The organism is Ureibacillus endophyticus (assembly GCF_024159215.1).
Taxonomy (GTDB): Bacteria; Bacillota; Bacilli; order Bacillales_A; family Planococcaceae; genus Ureibacillus; species Ureibacillus endophyticus.
Window position 1 is genome coordinate 1 of the sequence record NZ_JAMYWW010000002.1, and the last position, 21,228, is coordinate 21,228.

At 35.6% G+C, this 21,228-nt stretch carries 19 protein-coding genes; 9 read left to right on the forward strand and 10 right to left on the reverse strand.

Translation table 11 applies throughout. From position 1 onward, the window contains the following. Positions 1-645 (forward strand): IS21-like element helper ATPase IstB (gene istB / locus NKR20_RS18335; protein WP_253428236.1); only part of this gene is annotated, 645 nt, incomplete at its 5' end. A gap of 12 nt (positions 646-657) precedes the next feature. On the opposite strand, the gene NKR20_RS18340 is transcribed toward istB, so the two are convergent. After that, the gene (locus tag NKR20_RS18340; protein ID WP_253428238.1) at positions 658-867 is read right to left on the reverse strand and encodes a TetR/AcrR family transcriptional regulator; all 210 of its coding nucleotides are present in this window, start codon (positions 865-867) and stop codon (positions 658-660) included. 367 nt (positions 868-1,234) lie between these two features. Here NKR20_RS18340 and NKR20_RS18345 point away from each other — a divergent pair, with 367 nt between their 5' ends. Then, positions 1,235-2,374, forward strand: a complete 1,140-nt coding sequence (locus NKR20_RS18345) for an IS110 family RNA-guided transposase (protein ID WP_253428089.1) — start codon at positions 1,235-1,237, stop codon at positions 2,372-2,374. A 111-nt stretch (positions 2,375-2,485) separates the two neighbouring features. Here NKR20_RS18345 and NKR20_RS18350 read toward each other — a convergent pair whose 3' ends face one another. From NKR20_RS18350 to NKR20_RS18365, 4 genes are all read right to left on the reverse strand, one after another. Then, the gene (locus NKR20_RS18350) at positions 2,486-2,983 is read right to left on the reverse strand and encodes a PadR family transcriptional regulator (RefSeq protein WP_253428240.1); all 498 of its coding nucleotides are present in this window, start codon (positions 2,981-2,983) and stop codon (positions 2,486-2,488) included. A gap of 631 nt (positions 2,984-3,614) precedes the next feature. Then, positions 3,615-4,568 (reverse strand): zinc-binding dehydrogenase, encoded by a 954-nt coding sequence (locus NKR20_RS18355; RefSeq protein WP_253428242.1) that lies wholly within the window; start codon positions 4,566-4,568, stop codon positions 3,615-3,617. A 155-nt stretch (positions 4,569-4,723) separates the two neighbouring features. Further along, positions 4,724-5,077, reverse strand: a complete 354-nt coding sequence (locus NKR20_RS18360) for an acylphosphatase (protein WP_253428244.1) — start codon at positions 5,075-5,077, stop codon at positions 4,724-4,726. A gap of 128 nt (positions 5,078-5,205) precedes the next feature. Then, positions 5,206-5,919 (reverse strand): TerC family protein, encoded by a 714-nt coding sequence (locus NKR20_RS18365; RefSeq protein ID WP_253428246.1) that lies wholly within the window; start codon positions 5,917-5,919, stop codon positions 5,206-5,208. Positions 5,920-6,575: 656 nt separating this feature from the next. On the opposite strand from NKR20_RS18365, the gene NKR20_RS18370 reads away from it, so the two are divergent. Continuing rightward, entirely contained in the window at positions 6,576-7,559 is a 984-nt protein-coding gene (locus NKR20_RS18370) for a quinone oxidoreductase family protein (RefSeq protein WP_253428248.1), read from the forward strand. Positions 7,560-8,078: 519 nt separating this feature from the next. On the opposite strand, the gene NKR20_RS19565 is transcribed toward NKR20_RS18370, so the two are convergent. Next, the gene (locus NKR20_RS19565) at positions 8,079-9,626 is read right to left on the reverse strand and encodes a primase C-terminal domain-containing protein (protein WP_253428250.1); all 1,548 of its coding nucleotides are present in this window, start codon (positions 9,624-9,626) and stop codon (positions 8,079-8,081) included. Between the two features lie 777 nt (positions 9,627-10,403). On the opposite strand from NKR20_RS19565, the gene NKR20_RS18380 reads away from it, so the two are divergent. Together NKR20_RS18380 and NKR20_RS18385 are read left to right on the forward strand one after the other, a co-directional pair. Then, on the forward strand, positions 10,404-11,219 hold the full coding sequence (locus NKR20_RS18380; RefSeq protein ID WP_253428252.1) for an AAA family ATPase: 816 nt from the start codon (positions 10,404-10,406) through the stop codon (positions 11,217-11,219). Further along, positions 11,203-11,616, forward strand: coding sequence for a hypothetical protein (locus NKR20_RS18385; RefSeq protein ID WP_253428254.1), 414 nt, complete (start codon positions 11,203-11,205; stop codon positions 11,614-11,616). Before NKR20_RS18380 ends, NKR20_RS18385 begins: the two co-directional genes overlap by 17 nt. Before the next feature lie 53 nt (positions 11,617-11,669). On the opposite strand, the gene NKR20_RS18390 is transcribed toward NKR20_RS18385, so the two are convergent. Beyond that, positions 11,670-12,377 (reverse strand): LuxR C-terminal-related transcriptional regulator, encoded by a 708-nt coding sequence (locus tag NKR20_RS18390; RefSeq protein WP_253428256.1) that lies wholly within the window; start codon positions 12,375-12,377, stop codon positions 11,670-11,672. A 149-nt stretch (positions 12,378-12,526) separates the two neighbouring features. Here NKR20_RS18390 and NKR20_RS18395 point away from each other — a divergent pair, with 149 nt between their 5' ends. Beyond that, a complete protein-coding gene (locus NKR20_RS18395) occupies positions 12,527-13,648 on the forward strand; it encodes a class II histone deacetylase (protein WP_253428258.1) in 1,122 nt (373 codons plus the stop codon). Between the two features lie 47 nt (positions 13,649-13,695). Here the strand turns inward: NKR20_RS18395 and NKR20_RS18400 are convergent, their stop codons facing one another. Together NKR20_RS18400 and NKR20_RS18405 are read right to left on the reverse strand one after the other, a co-directional pair. After that, entirely contained in the window at positions 13,696-15,099 is a 1,404-nt protein-coding gene (locus tag NKR20_RS18400) for a sodium:solute symporter family protein (protein WP_253428260.1), read from the reverse strand. Then, positions 15,100-16,413 (reverse strand): aspartate aminotransferase family protein, encoded by a 1,314-nt coding sequence (locus tag NKR20_RS18405; protein WP_253428262.1) that lies wholly within the window; start codon positions 16,411-16,413, stop codon positions 15,100-15,102. A gap of 307 nt (positions 16,414-16,720) precedes the next feature. Here NKR20_RS18405 and rocF point away from each other — a divergent pair, with 307 nt between their 5' ends. The 3 genes from rocF (at position 16,721) to NKR20_RS18420 (ending at position 19,740) form a co-directional block, all read left to right on the forward strand. Then, entirely contained in the window at positions 16,721-17,656 is a 936-nt protein-coding gene (gene rocF / locus NKR20_RS18410; RefSeq protein ID WP_253428570.1) for an arginase, read from the forward strand. Between the two features lie 133 nt (positions 17,657-17,789). Then, positions 17,790-18,704 (forward strand): LysR family transcriptional regulator, encoded by a 915-nt coding sequence (locus NKR20_RS18415; RefSeq protein ID WP_253428264.1) that lies wholly within the window; start codon positions 17,790-17,792, stop codon positions 18,702-18,704. Positions 18,705-19,209: 505 nt separating this feature from the next. Beyond that, entirely contained in the window at positions 19,210-19,740 is a 531-nt protein-coding gene (locus tag NKR20_RS18420) for an acyl-CoA thioesterase (protein ID WP_253428266.1), read from the forward strand. Positions 19,741-19,809: 69 nt separating this feature from the next. Here the strand turns inward: NKR20_RS18420 and rpoN are convergent, their stop codons facing one another. Then, complete coding sequence (gene rpoN, locus NKR20_RS18425; protein WP_253428268.1) at positions 19,810-21,135, reverse strand: RNA polymerase factor sigma-54; 1,326 nt, start codon at positions 21,133-21,135, stop codon at positions 19,810-19,812. Between the last annotated feature and the right edge of the window lie 93 nt (positions 21,136-21,228).

The window sequence follows — 21,228 nt, forward strand, 5'->3', positions numbered from 1 at the left end:
GATTTCTTATATCACGCACTAGTGCAAGAAATGGAAGATCGTGAAGTGCGAGCAAAAGCGAATCGGATTCGATCCGCAAATTTCCCTGAAAAGAAACTATTAACTGAATTAGAGATTGAGAGATTACCGCAAAATGCGGCCTCTCGCCTCCCACATTTAAAGAAATTGGACTTTATTCAAGAAAAACAAAACGTCTTATTAATTGGCTCACCTGGAACAGGTAAAACCCATATAGCAATAGGTTTAGGAATTGAAGCTTGTTTGGCAGGATATAAAGTGTATTTTACAACGGTATCTTCTCTAGTAAACCAATTAAAAGAGAGCCGTTCTGAAAGAACTTTACGTTCATTTGAACTTAAGTTTGAAAAATATGATCTGGTGATCATTGATGAATTAGGTTATATCTCCTTTGATAAAGAAGGAGCCGAGTTATTATTTACGCATCTTTCCCTTCGGGCAGGACGAGCATCCACCATAGTTACGAGTAATTTATCATTTGATCGCTGGGAAGAAATATTCCATGATCCGGTTTTAACAGCAGCTTTAACTGACCGACTTACACATCGAGCTTACATGGTGGATATGGTAGGACCATCTTATCGAATATTAGATACAAAAGAATGGTTGGAAAATAGTCAGGTTTAAGTGGCTCAGTTTTTAATTAATAAATGGCTCAATTTTTACTTGCGAAATACATACATCCTGAACATCTTTAAAGTACTCATAAAAGGTACTTCGATTATATCCAGCGAGACTTGTAATGTCTTTTACCGTAACTTTTTGGACACCATTTTCTTTATATAAAGTCCAATAAGCCGAAGCTAGATTGCTTTTTGTAATTGATTTACTAGATATTTTCTTATTCATACGCTTGTTTCCTCTAAGCCCTTATCCATTTTGTATATGAATCTACTCATTTTCTTGTTTCAACATTCGAGAATACGTTGAATGGCGACAATCTCCCCATTAAATTTGTCCATAAAAAACCTTCATGAGTTTTTTACACCCAACCCAAGCATGAAAATAAGTACCTTCGGTTCATAATGGTAATGACACAAACAGATGTAAGACGTGGTCTTTTTTGGTGGCTTTGACCCTGTATAAAAAACTGTTTGAGTGGTTTTGTGTTCAACCCTTTGTTAGCTCCACTTGATAGTAGGATGACTACGTACAGAAAAATGCTTATCTTCAAATTCACTCACTGTTTGTGATCATTTTAATTTGGAGTGATTTAATGGAAGTATTTATTGAGAAGTGTGCAGGTTTAGATGTACATTCTGAAACGATTGTAGCTTGTGTTATTAAAGGAACTCGTGAGGACGAATTGTATACGGAGACTGAAACATTTCCAACACTCACAAAAGATTTGTTTCGATTATTAAAATGGTTAGAGACTCATGAGGTTACACACATTGCAATGGAAAGTACGGGCGTGTATTGGAAACCTGTTTTTAATATCTTAGAAGATTTCTTTGACATTACATTAGCGAATGCTCAACGAATTAAAAATGTACCTGGAAGAAAAACAGATGTTTCAGATGCAGAATGGATTGCGAAGTTGCTACGACATGGTTTAATTGAGAAAAGCTTTGTACCACCTGTAAACATTCGTGAACTTAGGGATTTAACAAGACTTCGTAAGAAGTGGATTGGTCATTTAACTTCCGAAAAAAATCGAATTCAAAAGGTATTAGAAAGTTCAAATGTAAAACTAAGTACTGTTATTTCTGATGTATTTGGCGTTTCGGGACGGAGACTATTGAATCGATTAATCGAACAAGGTTATGTTGATGAAGATGATGTAGAAAAAGACATTCATGGGAAGTTGGCTCCGAAAAAGCAAAGGATTACCGATTCATTATTTGGCACAATTAATGAGCATCAAATCTTTCTCATTCGTCAATCCTGGCAACACATTCAATATTTAGAAACCTTGATTTCAGAAATCGATGAACGTGTAGATCAATTACTACAAAATTATCAAGAAGAACTACAATTGTTAATCACAATACCGGGAATAAGTAAAGATACTGCCGCAGTAATTATTGCAGAAATCGGAGTAGACATGGGACAGTTCCCGACATCTCAACATCTTGCATCATGGGCAGGCGTTTCACCGGGTAATCACGAAAGTGCTGGTAAAAGAAAGAGTACACGTACTGTGAAAGGAAATCCTCATATTAAATCAGCTATGTGTGAAGCAGCGTGGGCTGTTTCAAGAAGTCGAAACCGATGGCTAGCAAACAAATATTGGTCACTCGCTGCACGAAGAGGAAAGAAAAAAGCACTCGTTGCGATCTCACATCGAATGCTTCGGGTTATATACTCCATGTTGTTAAACAAGGAGGCTTATAAAGAACCCCAAATAATATAGGTTAACCAAAACCAAAAAGTTTTATACAAAGTTACCCCACAACAGGTAGCTCTGCTTTCTTATTGGCTTTTTTCGGTCAATTTAAGAATAAACATATCTGATCAATAATATTCAAAGACCGAAGGGATTATTTATTTTCACAGAAAAATCCGTTGTAATTTCAGACAATCGTTTTCCTTCATTGTCAAATTGAAGACTCTCATGAGCTAATTTCAGTTTTTCTATATTTAACTTGAGGTTATCTAGTTTGCTTTCTAATATCCGTACAATTCGTGATTTATCAACATACTGTAAATAGAAAAAACCAAGGATATAATCTGTTAATGAGTTACCTTTTTCAAAAAGGGCATAAATCTTTTTGGGAAGTTTTTCTCGACCCTTTTCAGTAATCGCATACATTTGTTTATCTGGGCGTCTTTCTTCCTTTACCACTTCAACTGGCTCAATTAGCCCCTGTTTTATTAATGATTCAAAATGATAATACAATCTACTTTCTGAAAAATATCCTAATAAATCAAAAGAGCTTATCTGTGAAACCTCTTTTTTCAGTTTATATGGGTAATTATTTCCCTCGATCAACTTGCACAATATATAAATTTGGATCGACATAGACGCTCCCCCCAGACCAAACATGAACACAAAAATAAGATTTAGCAGAATAATGCACTGGTGTAAAATAAAAAGATATATCAAAAATACATCTTATCGCACAATATTGCAATACAAGAATAATAAAATCATACTCACTTCACCAATAAGTGCCCATAATTATTCATGCTTATCTAGATATTTATGTTAAAAAATTCGCAAATGATAATCATTCTCTAGTAAAATTGATTCATTTTAAATTATAATACTATATTATCATATCCCGTATTTACAGTGATATAAATTTAAAGTTTACTATAATTTTTATTATAAGATTCTCCGAAATTTTTATTTTCCTCATAAAATGCTTCAAGTCGTGAACCTCGCAATTTTGAATGGCATATTTTTAACGAATCCTATGTAATTTAAGTACTTCAATTTGTCCCACTTTTAATAAAGTACTAAAATTCGATGTATTTTGATAAAAAGTACTCAAATTTGAGTTCTATTTGGCATAACATATATCATGCATACCGTCAGAGTACAGCACGATACACTGTCCTACTATACTTTGTGCTGTATGTAACAGGGAATTCCATATTCCAATAAAAAAAGACCATCAAATAAGTTGATGATCTTTTCCACTTCATAATTATTCAAATACAGCGACTAAACGACCTTTTACTTCATGATTTTTAAGTTTTTCTAACCCGTTAGCGATTTCTTCAAATGGAATTGTGATAAGATTTGGACTCATTTTGCCAGTTGCGAAACATTCATATACGCCTTTTAAGTCTTCTACAGTACCACCATTACTTCCTAGAAGCTTAATTTCCTTAGTAATCATTAAATACGTATTGATATTCGACTCTAATTTACCCATACCCACAATGACAACTGTTCCTCGAGGTCTTACTGCTTCTAATGCATCTGATGTTGTTTGACCAAATCCAGCAAAGTCAACAATCACATCACATTCTGCTTCTTTCATATCTAGAATTGTTTCGTACACTTTTTTCGCGCCAAGTTCTTCCGCTAATTGACGAGCTTCTGGAGAAACATCTGTTGCATACACTTCGCACTCTTTAATTAACGCCATTTGTAATGCAAATTGACCAAGGCCACCTACGCCGATAATCCCTAATTTTGTACCTTCTTTGGCTTGTCCAATGCTGAAAAGGGCACGATACGATGTAATGCCTGCATCTGTAGAAGCTGCTCCTTCTACAAAAGATACACCTTCTGGAATGATGACACATTGATCTGCAGGAACACGTACTTTATCTGCATATCCGCCGTCATAGTTGTATCCAGCAGTTATTTTCGTTTCTCGATTCATTGGGTTAACTCCAACACGGTCCCCAACTTTGAAATCTTCAACGCCTTCACCCACTTCAATTACAACCCCAGCGAACTCATGCCCCATAATCACAGGACCATTTGGGAAAAGTGGCATCCAACCTGGATCTTGTAATGCAGCTACGTCTGAATGACATAAACCAGCTGCTTTCACATCTATTACAACATGACCAGGAATCGCTTTTGGATCTTCTTTTTCAATCAATTCTAGTGGTTTGTTTGTACCTGAAAATAGCCAACCTTTCATACCTATCGCCTCCAAAATGTATTCGTTTACATTATACCTTCGTAGAACTATTTCTTGGTTTAATTCACTAATATTTAACAATTAATTAGGGGATTTAAGACACAAAATCACCATGATATATCAGCTATATCATGGCTAGAAATCTTGATTTATCACTATTTAATAACTAAGAAACCTTCATCATCTGCAATGACTGGTACTTCAATGATGGATACATTTCGTACAGAAGCACGTTTTAAAGATTTCATGCATTTAATTAAAAAGTCTATTTTCAATTCTTCCCCTTGAAATTCCCCTTCTACACTACCATCTTCTAAATTTCTAACCCAACCAATTAACTTCAATCTCTCTGCAAGATGAAATACCTCTAAACGAAATCCTACATTCTGAACTCTGCCAGAAAAAGTGATTCTTTTCCTCGTAATAGGACTTTGTTCAAAATTAGGGATCTTAAATTGATTGGCATGCCAGAATATATAGCCATCTCTTAATTTCTTTAAAGAACGCATTCAAACCACTCCACTTCATGAAAGTAACATTTTCCCATATCCCTTTAAGGCTACTATATCTAATCCCTTATCACAAACTTCAATATAAAAAAGGGAAAGAGTAAAAATTCTACCCTTTCCCTCAACCATTATATTATTTGTTTTACTTCTTTAGTTTCTTTAACCTTACTTTGATTTTTAATATAGCCCGCAGCAAGAACAAGTCCTGTTACCACAATTAAAATAACATAAGATACAGTTCCATGTGGCATATGAATCAAATTATTTAAGCTATTGTCTTTTAAAATCATCTCAGTTGCAGTCCAAGCCAAAATTCCAGCACCTACATAAGCAATCCAAGCGTACTTCTCCATAACTTTTACAATAAATTTTGATCCAAAAATCATGATAGGAATACTAATAACAACACCAAGAGCGATCATTCCAATATGACCATGAGCAGCCCCTGCTACTGCTACTACATTGTCCAAACTCATTACAGCATCAGCAATAATAATTGTTTGAACAGCTTTAAATAGGTTATTGTGAGACTGGATATTTGCTTCTTCTTCACTTTCAACCAAAACTTTATACGCAATCCAAAGCAGAAGAGCTCCACCAAGTAAGTTGACAAATGGGATTTGCAGTAAATACACAATCACTGCTGCAAAGGCAATTCGTAAAATTACAGCTCCACCTGTACCCCATAAAATAGCTTTATTTTGCAATTCTTTTGGTAAATTTCTTGTTGCCATCGCAATTACAACAGCATTATCACCGGAAAGAATAATATCTATTAATATTATTTTAAGTAGGGCTATAAAAGCTCCCGATGAAACTAATGTTGGAAATAAATTATCCATCTTTGTTATTTCTCCTTTTATCAGTCAAATAGTTTCCTAAAAAACCATACAAGAAGTATATTACGAACTTTAATAATTAAACAATATCCATTTTAGTTAGGTAGAATTGTATTTTTACTATAAAATATCCAAATTTTATAATAAACATTCCATATCAATGAAATAAATAGATATTCCAATATAATTTCTTGAGGAATAATAATAGTTTTATAACGCAAATTAATTAATTTAAATTCCCTAGAATAGCTATTTTATAACCTTTTATCCAAATCATAATAGTTTATTTAAAGTGAATTTGTTATTTAAAAATAATAAATAACAAAGATGCCAATTTATAAGTATATACAATGATTAACTATATCCTGTCGTATATATTCCAAATTTTATAATTAAGAATAGTAATTTTTGCTCGTATAGGAAGAGAGATATTTATCAAGAACAAAAAAAGAGCCATCCAAAATGGACAGCCAAATAAACATATATTTAAGGGGATTACTAATATACTGTCCAATACTCGTAAACTTTATACATACTAAATAAAAAAATTTTAATAATTTTATAGAATCAAGCTAACTTTTTTAATCTTTCATCAATCCAAAAGAACTTACCTCAAGAATTATCTATGGTAAAATTTTGAAAGTAAGGGGGATGAAACGATGAAAGCTATTATTCAAAATGAATTTGGTAGTACAGATGTTTTACAATATACCGATATTGAAAAACCAACCATTACTAAAGAAAATGAAGTACTTATTAAAGTCGCTTATACAAGTGTCAATTACGCTGATATCAAGCAACGAAAAGGTAATAAATCAAAGGGTACTTTTCCAATGATTTTAGGATTAGATATTTCAGGCACGATCGAAAAAGTTGGAACAAATTCAACCTTTAAAATTGGCGATAGAGTTATAGCGTTTCCAAAAAATGGAACTTACGCAGAATATGTCATTGCAGATGAACAATTAGTTTTTAAAATTCCAGAGAACTTATCACTAAAAGTTGCTGCAACGATCCCAACTGTTTCAATTTTATCCTATATGCTTTTACATGAAATTGGTCAAATCAAACCATCAGATACTATTGTCATCCATAGTGCAGCTGGTGGAGTAAGATCCGCACTTGTCCAGCTAAGTAAATTAGCAGGCGTACAAAAAGTTATTGCGACTGTAGGGAATATTGATAAAGCAAATTATGTAAAACAATTAGGTGCAGATACAGTTTGCACTTACGATGATTTTACAGATGTTGTATTAGAAGAAACTAATCAACTAGGCGCAAATATAATCTTTGACTCAGTTGCTGGAAATGTCACTACAGATAGCCTAAAATGTTTAGCTGACTATGGAACACTCGTACAATTTGGAAATAGTGGTGGAACTGCAGGTATTATTAAAACAAGTGATGTTCATTCAAGTTGTAGAAATATTAAGGGATTTAGTTTAGGAACAACCCGAAAAAAACAACCATGGCGATTACATCCTGCAGCCAAACAAGTCATTGAGTTATTTGCTTCTAACAAATTGACTCTTCCCATTGCAAAAATTTTCCCTCTAAGTGAAACTGCACAAGCACATAAACTTATGGAAAGTCGAGATTACCAAGGGAAAATATTAATTAATGTTGGTGAAAACTATCATTGAAATTAAATAACGATACAACCAGGTAATGAAAGGAACATTGCCTGGTTTTTTTACACTCCTAACAATAACGAACCACATATGTCCCACATAAACAACTATCATCGTGTCTATTTAAACTAACTAACTTTGTATATAACCTCATAGAATCTAAAAACTTAAATGACATAACTCTACACAGATGATATAACGCCCATATCACCACTCCGTACATGCATTTTACCGCCTGGCAAGGGCCGAGATGTTCCCCAAGGGGGGCTGAGCTAAAGCCCTTCACGCCCTTATTCATAATAAAGTAATTAAATTAAAATCATTTTTTTTACCAAAAATACAAATAAACACACCATTACATTACAAATCAATGCAATAAACAACTAGATATCATTTTATAATTTATATATTTCTTTTAAAAGTACTGAGAATACCGATGATATATCTGCTATAGCACCCTAAACCATAGCAAGCTATACCTACTCAAACTCTATGTAACTAGAAATATGTTAGGCAGAGTGGAGTATTAAATTAACCAATACCCCTTTCAATAATTTCCTGGGTGGTTGGTGGGGGCTTGACGTCTAATTTATGTAAGTAATCAATGAGTAAATCATAGCCTGCAATCGGTTCTAATTCGTGGAACCATTCGTTTACAACTTCTTGTAAACCAATACGGTATAAACCTTTACTTTGAGCAAATTCTTTTGCCTTTCTTAGAATGTATTGGATGAATAGGCTAATAGTTGTCCAACCCGTTTTCGCATAGCGTCCTCTCCCTTTAGTTGTTTTTAAGAGTCTTGTAGATTTCTTTAAGACAACGTTTAGTGTGCTTTGTGGAATACCGATTGCTTCACAAAGCTCTTTTTGGGAACGCCAAAGAAACATTTCGGAATTTGATTTTTCAGCCGAAATGTATTGAATGATATCTTGCTCCCATTCTTCATAATGACTGCGAACGCGATCTTTGCGTTCCTTTTTGAATTTGTACCAAACCCCTTTATATCCTAAACGAACTGGTACAGATGACCCTCCAGCAACATATTGAGCTAATAATTCCTCTATGTATTGTTTGCTTGCGCCTTTATATTTTCCTGAGTAAGCAGAATCTAAAATCGTTTCAATCTCTATTAGTGAAAGAGGGTAGCATAAATTTGTATTGTATTCATCGATAAAGTTGAACGTACGCTCTTTCTCCCATCCTTCAGAAAAGCACACTAAAGCAAGGGTAAACATGGCGTTATTTCGCCCTAGTTGACCCTTTTCACCTTTAATATCTACTGCGTGAATAAGCTTTGTAAACCATTCAGAGTGTACAACAGAATCCTTTGTGAAGTTAGAAGGCACCACAAATAAAGGTCGCTCGATGTCGTCGTCTTGACGGCGGGACCATTCGATTAATTGTGCCATTGTATATGTTTGATCTAATTGATGCCAAACGATGTTGTCTTGTTTGGGAATACGGAAGAAACCAAAGTCATTGCAGAAAATATCCGCATCCACAGACTTTAAGCTACGTTTTAAGTTATCGGAAATGCGTTTTGCGACAGTTAAGCCACGGTAGTTTTGTTTATTGGAGATAAATAACGGCTCTGAAAGCACGAAATACACTTGATAGCCACGATCAGATTCTATGATTAATGTAGGCGTGCCGATGCTTTCATCCATGCATGCTAAAAGGATGTCTTGCACGCTGTGACGTTTTGTATCGATATCAACAACGAAAGTATTGATTTGAAGAAGATTCTTCTCTTCAAATCCACGAATTTTCGTGCGCTTTTCATCAGTATAACCGAACTCACGGTAAACGTTTGGCGTGAAGTGAGTAAGCCCTTCAGCGTCTTCTAGAAGCGTTTCTTTGGACGTAACGATATAGCCTTTTACACCGTTAGATGTAAAGTCTGCTTTGGAGCGCACAACAAAGATAGCCCCTTTTTTATGGCGCTTATCCACTTTAGCAGCCTTTACACGTGCTGGTAGAGAAGCTTTGGAGTGTTTTGGTTTATATGTAGTTAATCCTTCATGGAGGACAGCATTAAAAATATCTAGTAGTAGATTAGTAGACACAAAAATAGCCACTGATATCACCTCTAATAGTTTTTGGGTAAATGTCAGCAGCATGAAAAGAATTTTCAATAGATTTTATTGAAAATTTAAATGGAAATTGTTATAATCTAGTCATTCAGTATCATATATGATATATATAACCAATTGTGTTACCAGCACAACGGTTATAACAATATGCCACTGACATTCAGTTGAGTATTCAATTGATTGTTAGGCAAACGAGGTAAAGTCATTCCAGTCCGGCCAAAGACTATAAGGAATGGCTTTTTTCATTTGCCTGGAAATTTATTTAAAACTAATAAACCATAAAAATAAAAGCTTGTAAACTATGGGAAAAGCTAGATTTCCACTAGCTTTCTCGCGTAGGTGGAAATTTCTACTTTTGTGAGAAAGTTAGTGTTTCTCGCAAAAGTAGAAATTTGTGTATTTCCACTTTTGTGAGAAAGTTTTCTTTTTTTTATATTCAGGTCCTCTCGAAATACTATGCTACTCAAGACTTCTCCTAACTTCCTCACAAATTTCCACCTTTGAAAAGTAGAAATTTCTACTTTTGAAATTAAGTTAGTGTTTCTCACAAAAGTAGAAATTTGTGTATTTCCACTTTTGTGAGAAAGTTAGCGAAATATTACATTTTTGTTACAAATTTTGTTTTGTCCGAAAATTCTTATATTAGAACTAACTTATTTGCAAAAGTAGAAATTTGATAAGTAGATATTTGAAAGGTAGAATATTGTTTAGTATACTTTTATTAATAGAATCTGAGATTATAGATAGATAGGGGGCATTAAAATGGCAATAACAATTGTAGTAGGTAACTTTAAAGGTGGCGTAGGCAAAACAAAAGTCTCCGTGATGGCGTCTTGGGAACTTGCATTTGAACTTAATAAGAAAGTTCTTATAGTAGATATGGACCCACAAGGTAATGCTAGTACATTAATTGCTCGTTCGACAGGGGTAACTGAAATTAATACGAGTATCTTTGATGGTTTTAAAAATGGGTCGTTAAAAGAATGTATTGTGCCTGTAACCGAAAATTTACATATGATTCCTGCACAAGTGTCATTTAAAAATTTACCAAAGTTTTTATATTCTCATTTTACAGAAGAAATCGATCAAGTTACATATTTAAAAAAATTACTCGATCCAATTCGAGATGATTATGATTATATTTTCATTGATGTACCTCCTACAATTAGTGACTTTTCCGATAACGCTATGATGGCTGCTGATTACGTATTAATCATTTTACAAGCACAAGAATTATCGCTTGAGGGTGCTGAAACCTATGTAAAGTATCTTCAATTTATGGCAGACAATTATGATGCAGATATACAAGTTGTTGGTGTGCTACCAGTACTGCTTCGTCCAGGTGGTCGCGTTGATATGTCCACTATAGAACGTGCCAAAGAAATGTTTGGTGATGAAAACGTAATGGAAAATGTCGTGAAGCATTTAGAACGTTTGAAAGCATGGGACATTACAGGTATCACAGATATTGACCAACACGATAAGAAAGCACATAAAGTGTTTATGGATGTAGTAGATGAAATGCTTGAAAAGTTACAGCATTTCGAGGAGGCTGGTAAATATGAGTGGGTTGATTAAAAAGAAAAAACCTTTAATGCCACCCCCAGCCCCAGTAAAGAAAACACAACAAACAGATTTTAGTTATTCGGAACCAAAACAAACAACTCAAACTGATATTGCTAAAAATAACACAGCAAATATTGCAAAGCAGCCTATATCCAATGTTGAAGTACCAAAGACTGAGAAATCAACTAAATCTGTGACGAATATTGGCAAAAATAATAGTAACAAAAGTATTAAAGTGCCTACCGTAATACATACGCAAATTAATTTACTTGGTTCGTTCATAGATGAAACTAAAACATATGCGATTCTACAAAAGTTAATTGATAGCTATTTACAAAATGAGCTCACGGATCGTCAACGAAGACAATTTGAGTTTATGGTGGAATCGTTTATGAATGAAAATAAATAATTAAAAGAGATAGTCCTTGAGTGGCTATCTCTTTTAATTATTTATTAGGAGATTTAAATTCTTTGCACCAACTGAGTTCGATTTTGAACGTTGTATTTTTCATAGATGTTCTGTAGGTGCTTTTTTACGGTGTTTACCGAAATGTGCAAGGAGTTTGCGATTGCTTGGTTGGTCATGCCTTTTTTGACCAGTTCTACGACATCCATTTCACGATTTGATAATAAACACCCTTTATCTTTTGCTTGATGCAGGATAACCGATGCAATGACATCTGATAAGAGTTGAAGCTTATAGGAATCTTTTTGTGTAAATTTATATAAATCTTTCTTTTGCGCCATCCCAATGACGCCGACAATCTTTTCTTGATGGATTAGTGCTACAACCATTTCATCATGGTATCCATGTTCTTTTAAATACGAGTGAAATGGAAGTTTTTCCGTTTCCATTGGAGGAACTAGGTCATCTAGTCGAATAGCTTTTTTCTCACGAAATAGACGTACATTTTTAGAAGGATGTAATAAGTCATAATGGTGATATTTCGTTAGATATTCTGTTAATGCTTTATCACTCACCTTGTAATTAATAGGGTCTGTTAAGTTTCCATGATCATCTGCATACCAGAAAATCGTTTGATCGTATCCAAACATATCAGCTAGTTTTCGTTGGATGTGCAACCGTGTATCTTCTACTGGGTACGCAATTTGGGCTGAAAAGTGAATAATTTTCTCATATTCTTCAGGTTTCAAACCGTAACTATTCATAGATTTCCTCCTTATATCTACTTCACAGTTTAGTATACTTCAAAATTAAGAATTTTCTATAAAATCACCCAGGTAGGTAATAGGAAGATGCTGAAAAATATATTTTAATTAGATTAGTGGTAAACAAACAGCATTGATGGAGGGATTATATGAAGAAAACAGGTTTTATTTGTGATGAAAAGTATTTCTGGCACGATACGGGGAACGGTGCTTTATTCATGCCGCCTGGTGGTTACATTGAAACAGATGTACATTCAGAAAATCCTGCAACAAAACGACGCTTTAAAAATTTACTTGAAGTAAGTGGATTAATGGACCAATTAACTCAAATCAAACCACGAGCTGCGACAGTGGATGAGATAAAGTTCTATCATACTGAGAATTATATTAATAAGGTTAAAGAATTAAGTGATGCTGGATTTGGTGATGCAGGTGAATTAGCCCTTGTCGGTAAAGGATCCTACGAAATTGCCTTATTATCTGCAGGTGGCGCGATTACAGCCGTTGAAGCGGTCGTTAACGGTGACGTGGATAACGCGTATGCTTTAACACGTCCTCCTGGACATCATGCGGAAGCGGATTTAGGAATGGGCTTCTGTTTATTTAATAACGTTGCCATTGCTGCAAAATACGCACGTAATGTCCTTGGCCTAGAAAGAGTATTGATTCTTGATTGGGATGTTCATCATGGTAACGGAACAGAGTCTGCTTTCTACGAGGATCCAAATGTATTATTTATTTCTCTTCATCAAGAGCGTAATTTCCCACCTGGACGTGGAAATGTAGAGGATATCGGTAAAGGTGATGGTCTTGGCCGTACAGTGAATATCCCACTACCTGCTGGAACTGGAAATGCGGGCTACCTACACGCATTAGAAGAAATTGTTGGACCAATTGCTGATCAATTTAAACCAGAACTCATCCTCATCTCTGCAGGGCAAGATCCAGGGATGTTTGACCCACTTGCACGAATGATGGTAACGGCAGAAGGATTCCGTCAAATGACACGTTTTATGCTAGATTTAGCGGATAAACACTGTGGTGGTAAGCTTGTGGCTTGTCATGAAGGCGGTTATAGTGCTGCTTATGTACCATTCTGTTCTTTAGCAATCGTTGAAGAATTAAGTGGTATTCGTACAGATGTTGAAGATCCATTCGCAAAAGCATTAACGGAACTTCCAACCGATGAATTATTCGATATTCAAAAGGATTATGTTAATAAGGTAAAAGAAGTTCAATCTGCTTATTGGAATTTAGCGATTAAAGCTTAAAAGGTAAAAGACACTCCATTTTCGAATATGGAGTGTCTTATTTTATTCTATGAGTTGCTCGCTTTATTGTTCAGTCCTAGATTACTAGATGGAACCAACAGTGTGATACCCACAATGACAATGACTCCTGTAATTAAACCGAAAATGATTGGCAGTGTAGATGTAATTCCATAAATTACGAATGTCGAAAAGATCACGATGGAGCTAGCAATAATCGAATAGAAAGCGGCTTTTGTTGTGACACGCTTCCAGTACAGACCGATAATTAGAGGAACAAAAATTGCTCCTGATAAAATTGCATAGGCCATATCTAATGCAACTAGAATGTTTTGAATCCACATGGAGAACACAATTGCTAGTACGCCTAACCCAAGAATAACGAGTCGTGATGTTTTTATCACTTCTTTATCCGTCATATCCTTTTTCACGTATACCTTGATTAGGTCGTTTGTGATGAGGGTTGCAGAAGCGAAAATTGCACCTGATGCATTTGACATCAGTGCTGAACATACGCTAGCAAGTACTAAACCTAATAAACCTGGTGGCAGAATCTCTAATGCAAGACTCGTAAATGCCGTTTGAGAACTATCTAAGTTTGGAAGTAATACGAGTGCACACATTCCGACTAAACTTAGCGCTATAGCATAGAAAGCACTATAAACCCCTGCTGAGATGGCACTGCTTTTCGCAACCTTTGTGCTTTTAGCTGTAAATACCCGTTGCCAAATGTCTTGAGAAACCATTAAACCGAAGAAGTATAGTAAAAAGTATTGGAAGATGCGATCCCAACCTATATTTGTGACACTATGATGTGTTTCCGGAACACTTGTAAATAATGCGGCTAAACCACCAACGCTATCCACACTATACGGTAACATAATAAAGAATACACCGACTGTCATCACGACAAATTGAATAATATCCGTTAACGTAATACTCCACATACCACCTAAAATCGTATAGAAAAGAACAATACTTCCACCAATAATCATAGATGTAACCACTGGCCAACCGAGTAGCACGTGAATCACGTTCCCCATCCCAATTACTTGTGTTACGACAATCATCAGCGTATAAATCGCTGTCACAATCGCACTAATGAGCTGAGTTTCTTCTCCAAAACGTTTGCCAAGTAATTGACTGATGGTAAAGACCTCATAACCGCCAATTTTATTCACAACAAACAGACCTAGAGCCGCAATCCCTAGCCCCATCATTGATACAAACCAAAAACCAGAAATTCCGAAGTCGTAACCTAACGTTGTTGTACCCATCGTTGCAGCACCACCAATAATGACAGCTGCTAAACAGCCAACGTGTGTAAAATATCCTAACCGACTACCTGCAAGGACAAAATCTTTTTCAGATTTCGCCTTCTTAATTCCAATTATTCCGACAATAATTAAGACACCAAAGTATGCAAGAAGAACTACAGTATCTAAAGCTCCCATCTATTCACCCCCAGAATATTCTAATTCGTACTCGGTAATCGCTTCATCTAGTAAAGCTAACCCGAAATCTAGATGTTCTTTATCAACATTCAATGGAGGCATCATGCGAATTACTTCCCCTTTATTCCCACTTAGGTAGAAGATTACGCCCTTATCCAAACACTTCTCTAAAATTTTCATAAGCCCTTCACCATTTGGTTTTCTCGTTTCAGGATGAATGACTTCAATTCCTAACATCAAGCCAATTCCTCTTACGTTGCCGATAACAGGGTGTTTTTCCTTTAAATCTATTAATTTTTTTAATGCATAGTCACCTAATATTTTTGCGTTTTCGACTAAACCTTCTTCTCTTAGAACATCAAGGGTTGCACATGCGGCTGCACAAGCTACTGGATTTCCACCAAATGTTGTGCTGTGACTTCCAATTGTCCATTGCTCCATTAACGCACGTGATGCAACAGTTGCGCTCAGTGGTAAGCCACTCGCAATGCCTTTTGCAATCGCTATAATGTCAGGCGTCACACCGAATCGATTGGCCGCAAACCAATCTCCTGTTCGACCAAATCCCGTTTGAACCTCATCAAAAATTAATAGAATTCCATGTTGATTACAGATTTCTCGTATCTTTTGCAACCATGCTTTTGGTGGGATTACATAACCACCTTCTCCTAGCACAGGTTCTAGAATAACAGCTGCAACCTCATCTGGCGATACCTGGTGATTAAATAATCGTTCAAAATCCTCTTCCACATGTGCAGACCAGTACTCATCATGGCTAAAACCCTCTGGCGTTTCTGTTATCTGAGCATACGGTAATTGATACGTCATATTTGCACCTACTGGTAAGTTCTTTCTGTATTTGCTCTTTGATGTTGTAAGACTTAGTGCCCCCATTGTTCGCCCATGAAATCCTCCAAGGAAGGAAACTATATATGGTCGTTTCGTTACATGTCTAGCTAATTTCACAGCTCCTTCAATCGCTTCAGCACCGCTATTTCCAAAGAAAAAGCAATCTAATGGCTCTGGTAAAACAGCTTTCAACTTTTTCGCTAGTAAAGTTATAGATTCATAGTTAATGATGCCGATAGGACCGTGTACTAAATGGTCCACTTGGTCTTTTATCGCCTTTATTACTTTCGGATGTCTATGTCCCGTATTTTCAGTCGCAATGCCCGATGTAAAATCTAAATACTTTTTGCCATCCGCTCCGAAATAAAATAACCCCTCTGCTTTTACCACTGGCAGGTTAGGAAAATCCTTTGCCATGGTTGGCGCTAATAACCCCTCTTCTTGAATAGTTGCCCACTCAATCATTTAACTCATCCCCATTTCGCTTAAACATTGAGTGAATTTTCCTACAATTTAAAAAATTGGTCAAACATCAACTATAAGAAATTTTTATTGTTAAATAATGCTAAAAAAGAGGCATAATTTAGCTTTTTTTCAGTAATTTTTGTATAAAAATACGACATTTTCTACATTTTGTAGCTTTTTCGAATCATTAAACAGCGATTTTACGCATAAATATAACAATTTCATGTCAGGTTGATTCAGACACCAAAAAAATATTAGTATGTTCTCATATTGACTTGTGGGGGTATGGGACATGAATAAAGACATCATGAAAAAAGACATTTCAATTTTAGGAGTACCAATGGATTTAGGTCAATCAAGAAGAGGAGTAGATATGGGGCCGAGTGCTATTCGCTACGCTGGCGTTGTAGAACGTCTAGAACGTATCGGTCATTCTGTAACGGATCTTGGTGACATTACAATCGCACCTCCAGAAAAGGAAGTTTCAAAGAATCATAATCTGAAAAACTTAGAAGGGGTCGTACAAGCTAGCTTGGAATTATCTAAACAAGTAGATAGTATCATTAGCGAGAAACAATTCCCTTTAATTTTTGGAGGAGACCATAGTATTGCGATTGGAACATTAGCTGGAGTATCCAAACACTTTAACAATCTAGGTGTTATTTGGTACGATGCTCATGGTGATTTAAATACAGAGGAAACTTCTCCATCAGGGAATATTCATGGCATGCCACTAGCAGCTAGCTTAGGATATGGCCATCCTTCATTAACAAACATCGGCGAATATGCACCTAAAGTAAAACCTGAAAACATTGTCATTATCGGTGCTCGCGATCTTGATGAAGGCGAACAGAAGCTAATCAACGAACTAGGAATTAAAGTGTACACAATGCATGAAATTGATAAATTAGGCATGACGAAAGTGATGGAAGAAACCATTGAATATTTAAAAGGTACAGATGGTGTTCACTTATCACTGGATTTAGATGGACTTGATCCCCTTGAATGCCCTGGCGTAGGGACTCCTGTAATCGGTGGTATTAGTTACCGTGAAAGTCATCTTGCCATGGAGATGTTAGCTGACGCAGGAATCATTACATCTGCAGAGTTTGTAGAAGTAAACCCTATCCTGGATGAAAAGAATAAGACAGCGCAAGTTGCAGTCGCTCTTATGGGATCATTATTCGGAGAAAAGTTATTAGCAAACCCTCTAAAGCAGAAAAAAGAATATGCTCTATCGTAACGAAAGCCTTTAACCATCTCACACCAAGGTACAAATAGCAGTATCATGCGGATTGTTTTATAATAGAGGAAATTATTATCTATTATAAACTTCCCATATGTATGTCACGGGAGTAAAGTGAAACGGTGATTGGATGGAACTTAGAAACTTAAAGACTTTTCAAGTGGTTGCAGAAGAATTAAACATAACAAAAGCTGCAAAAAAGTTAGGCTATACACAACCTACTATTACTCTACAGCTACAAGCTTTAGAGAAAGAATTAAATCATCGGTTATTAACGAGAGTTGGTAAAACCACGCTTCTAACAGCAGCTGGGAAAAAACTTAAAAACCACGTTGACCGCTTGTTTATATTTATTGAAGAGATTGAAAAAGAGATGGAAGAATTGCGTGGACCATCTGGTATTCTGACCATTGCGGCATCGGAATACTACTGTTCACAGCACCTTCCAACCCTTATAAACACATATATGGAAATCTATCCAGATGTGAAAGTTAACCTCTTACCACTAAATAGCGCACATGCGATACAGAGTGTACGAAACGGTGTAGCGGATATCGCGATCATCGCAAATGCTTGTAATGATTACGATATGAACAATACCTTTTTAGAAGAGGAACAAGCACTACTCGTTGTTTCTTCAAAAATAAGTAAAGAAAAAAGCTTACAAAGTATTTTAGAAGAAAATACCTTTATCTCTTACGATCATCACTGCAGCTTCAGTCATATCGTAGAACAGTTTTTTAAAGAAGCGAACTTCCAACCAAAGTCTACAATCATGGTTGGAGGAAGTGATGAAAACATTAAGATGGCTGTATTAAACGGCATAGGCTATGCCATCTTAGGTCAAAATGCCGTGAAAAATGAATTAAAGAATGGCTCGATTACCATTCTTCAAGAAGTATCAGATTCAATTGTTACCTCGGCAATTAATTTAAAAGTTCGCTCAGAAGAACCAAACATCCAAACATTTAATGATTTTCTACAAAATGCTTGGCCAGTCAATGAAACATTGAACCTTAAAGAAAAATCGCACTTAGTACGTTAAGAGTGAAATGGATCTGCTCCCATTTCGCCCATAAAGGAGATGACCTGGATCGAGTTGTCTCCTTTTACTTTGAAGAATTCCAAAAACTATAACTTTCGTAAAATTTCGAAAAAGGTAGTATTGTACAAAAAGAAGATGTATCCTTACTACTACAACTGCTATACAAGGATTAATGTTCGACAATAACTGGACTCTAACTTCAAAGTAATAGCGTCTCCAGTAAAGTTTTCTAATATCTCCACAACTATTAGAAAGTATTCTTCCCCTTTACTTGGAGATCATCTAGTAGCGTTTATTAAAGGGCATAGAGTACCAAGTAGAACAAATCCATGTGTGCACTGAACCTATTAAAAAATGGTTAGGCATGAACAATTTCAAAAGGATCAATTACAGTGCGCCCCCGTGCTTTTTTGATCCTCCCCTTTTTTTAAAAATTCCCTCATCTATTTTGAGATGAGGGAATTTTTAAAAAGAACGAAGAGACTATTAACGGACGGTGATATATATGTTGAAGGAAAAAAATTGTGATGCTTCTCGTGTTTTTCGAGCAAGTCGCGTATTTCCCAATGATTTTAACAATCATAATACTCTTTTCGGTGGACGGTTATTAAGTGATATGGACCAAGTTGCCTCCATCTCTGCCGCTAAACATAGTCGATGCGAGTGTGTAACAGTCTCCACCGATGCCGTTGAATTTTTAAAACCGATTCACCCAACGGATTACGTTTGTTTCGAATCCTTTGTCATTTGGACTGGGAATAGCTCAATGGAAGTTTGTATTAAAGTCCATGCGGAAAATTTAAGAACTGGTGAAAAACGTCTTACGTCCATCGCCTTCTTTACGTTTGTTGCGTTGAATGAAAACGGTAAGCCGACGAAGGTACCGAAAATCATTCCAGAAACAAAAGAAGAACACTATTTATTTGAACGAGCACAACAACGAGCGGATTTGAGGACAGCGAAGAAAAGCCTTAATGCCGAAATGATTACTTATTTAAAAAAGGAAACAGAAACAGAACCGGAAGCAAATAGTTAGTAGCTTTCAGTAAAAAAGTACATTCAAAAATTTTACTTGTTTTTGAATGCACTTTTTATGTAACTATTTCTATGCATATAAACGCTTACTAGAGCTTAAAATATTTAATTCTTCTCGGTATTTTGCCACAGTACGTCTTGAAATTTGGATTCCTTCACTCACTAATTCGTTGGTAATTTGCTGATCAGAATAAGGCTTACTTTTATCCTCACTCGCCACCAGCTCTTGAATGCGCTTTTTAATATATTGAACTGAATCCATTTTTCCAGAAGTATTTGAAATCCCTCTTGTAAATAAGTTGCGGAAAGCAAAAATTCCATGCGGTGTTCGAATGTATTTATTACGAATTGCACGACTAATGGTCGATTCATGCACTTCTAATACTGATGCAACTTCTTTTAATGTGAGAGGCGCTAAAGCTGCTATCCCCGATTCGAAAAAGGCAGGTTGTAAGTTTAATAACACCCTCGACACACTATAAATCGTTTTATCACGTTGGTTAATTCCTTGCGTTAATAACATGTAATCTTTTAAACATTTTTTATAGTAATCTTGGTGTTCCATATTGTCTTTCAATAATGCAACATACTCTTCATTCATTTCAATTTTAGGGCGGTTCGGATTCAAAACGTCTATCACCCATTCACCCTGTACTTTTTTCACTTCCACATCCGCCACGATAAACTCATCTCGAATATCTGTACATTGCGACATCGGTGGTTTTAAATTTCGAATGTAGTCCACTGCCTCTTTCGCTTCTTTTGTAGAAACTTTATACGTTTTACTTAACGCTTTAATGGAATAGTTTGCCACCAATTCTAAATGATCTTGTACAAAAGCGGTTGCCAGCTCTGGCGCAAATGGATCATTGGCGATTTTGATTAATAAATATTCCGTAAAATCGCGAGCACCTACTCCAATTGGTTCAAAAGTTTGTAGAAGGTCTATCAAACTTTCAATATATGAAGCTTCCACGTTAAAACGGTTGATAACGCTTTCAAGATCAATCTTTAAAAAATAGTAATCATCTAGATGGTAGATTAAATATTTTAATATTTTCCGGTCTAATTCATTCAAATCTTGATGTAGCGGAATTTGCTCTAATAAAGCTTTTTCCACTGGTTCTTTATGCGTAATATTCGTCTGAAGAAACGAATACGTCTCGTTATTTAGCTTTTTCGTTGAGTCCGAAAATTGATATAACGAATAGTCCATCACATTTTTCATTGATTGGATATCATGATCAAGCACATTAATGAACGGATTTTCACTAGCTTTTTCATAAATATAGCTTTTTAATTCCTCTTCCGAAAACTGTAAAACCTCTAAGTGCTGAATAAGTTCTGTCGTCAGTGTTTGTGACAATTGCTGCGACATGATTAAATCAAAATTCATTGTATCCCCCCGTTTAAACAAAATTTCTCTCTCTTTTCCCCTGTTTTCATTATATTGCATTTGGCAATCAAAAAATGTAATAAATGGTCATTA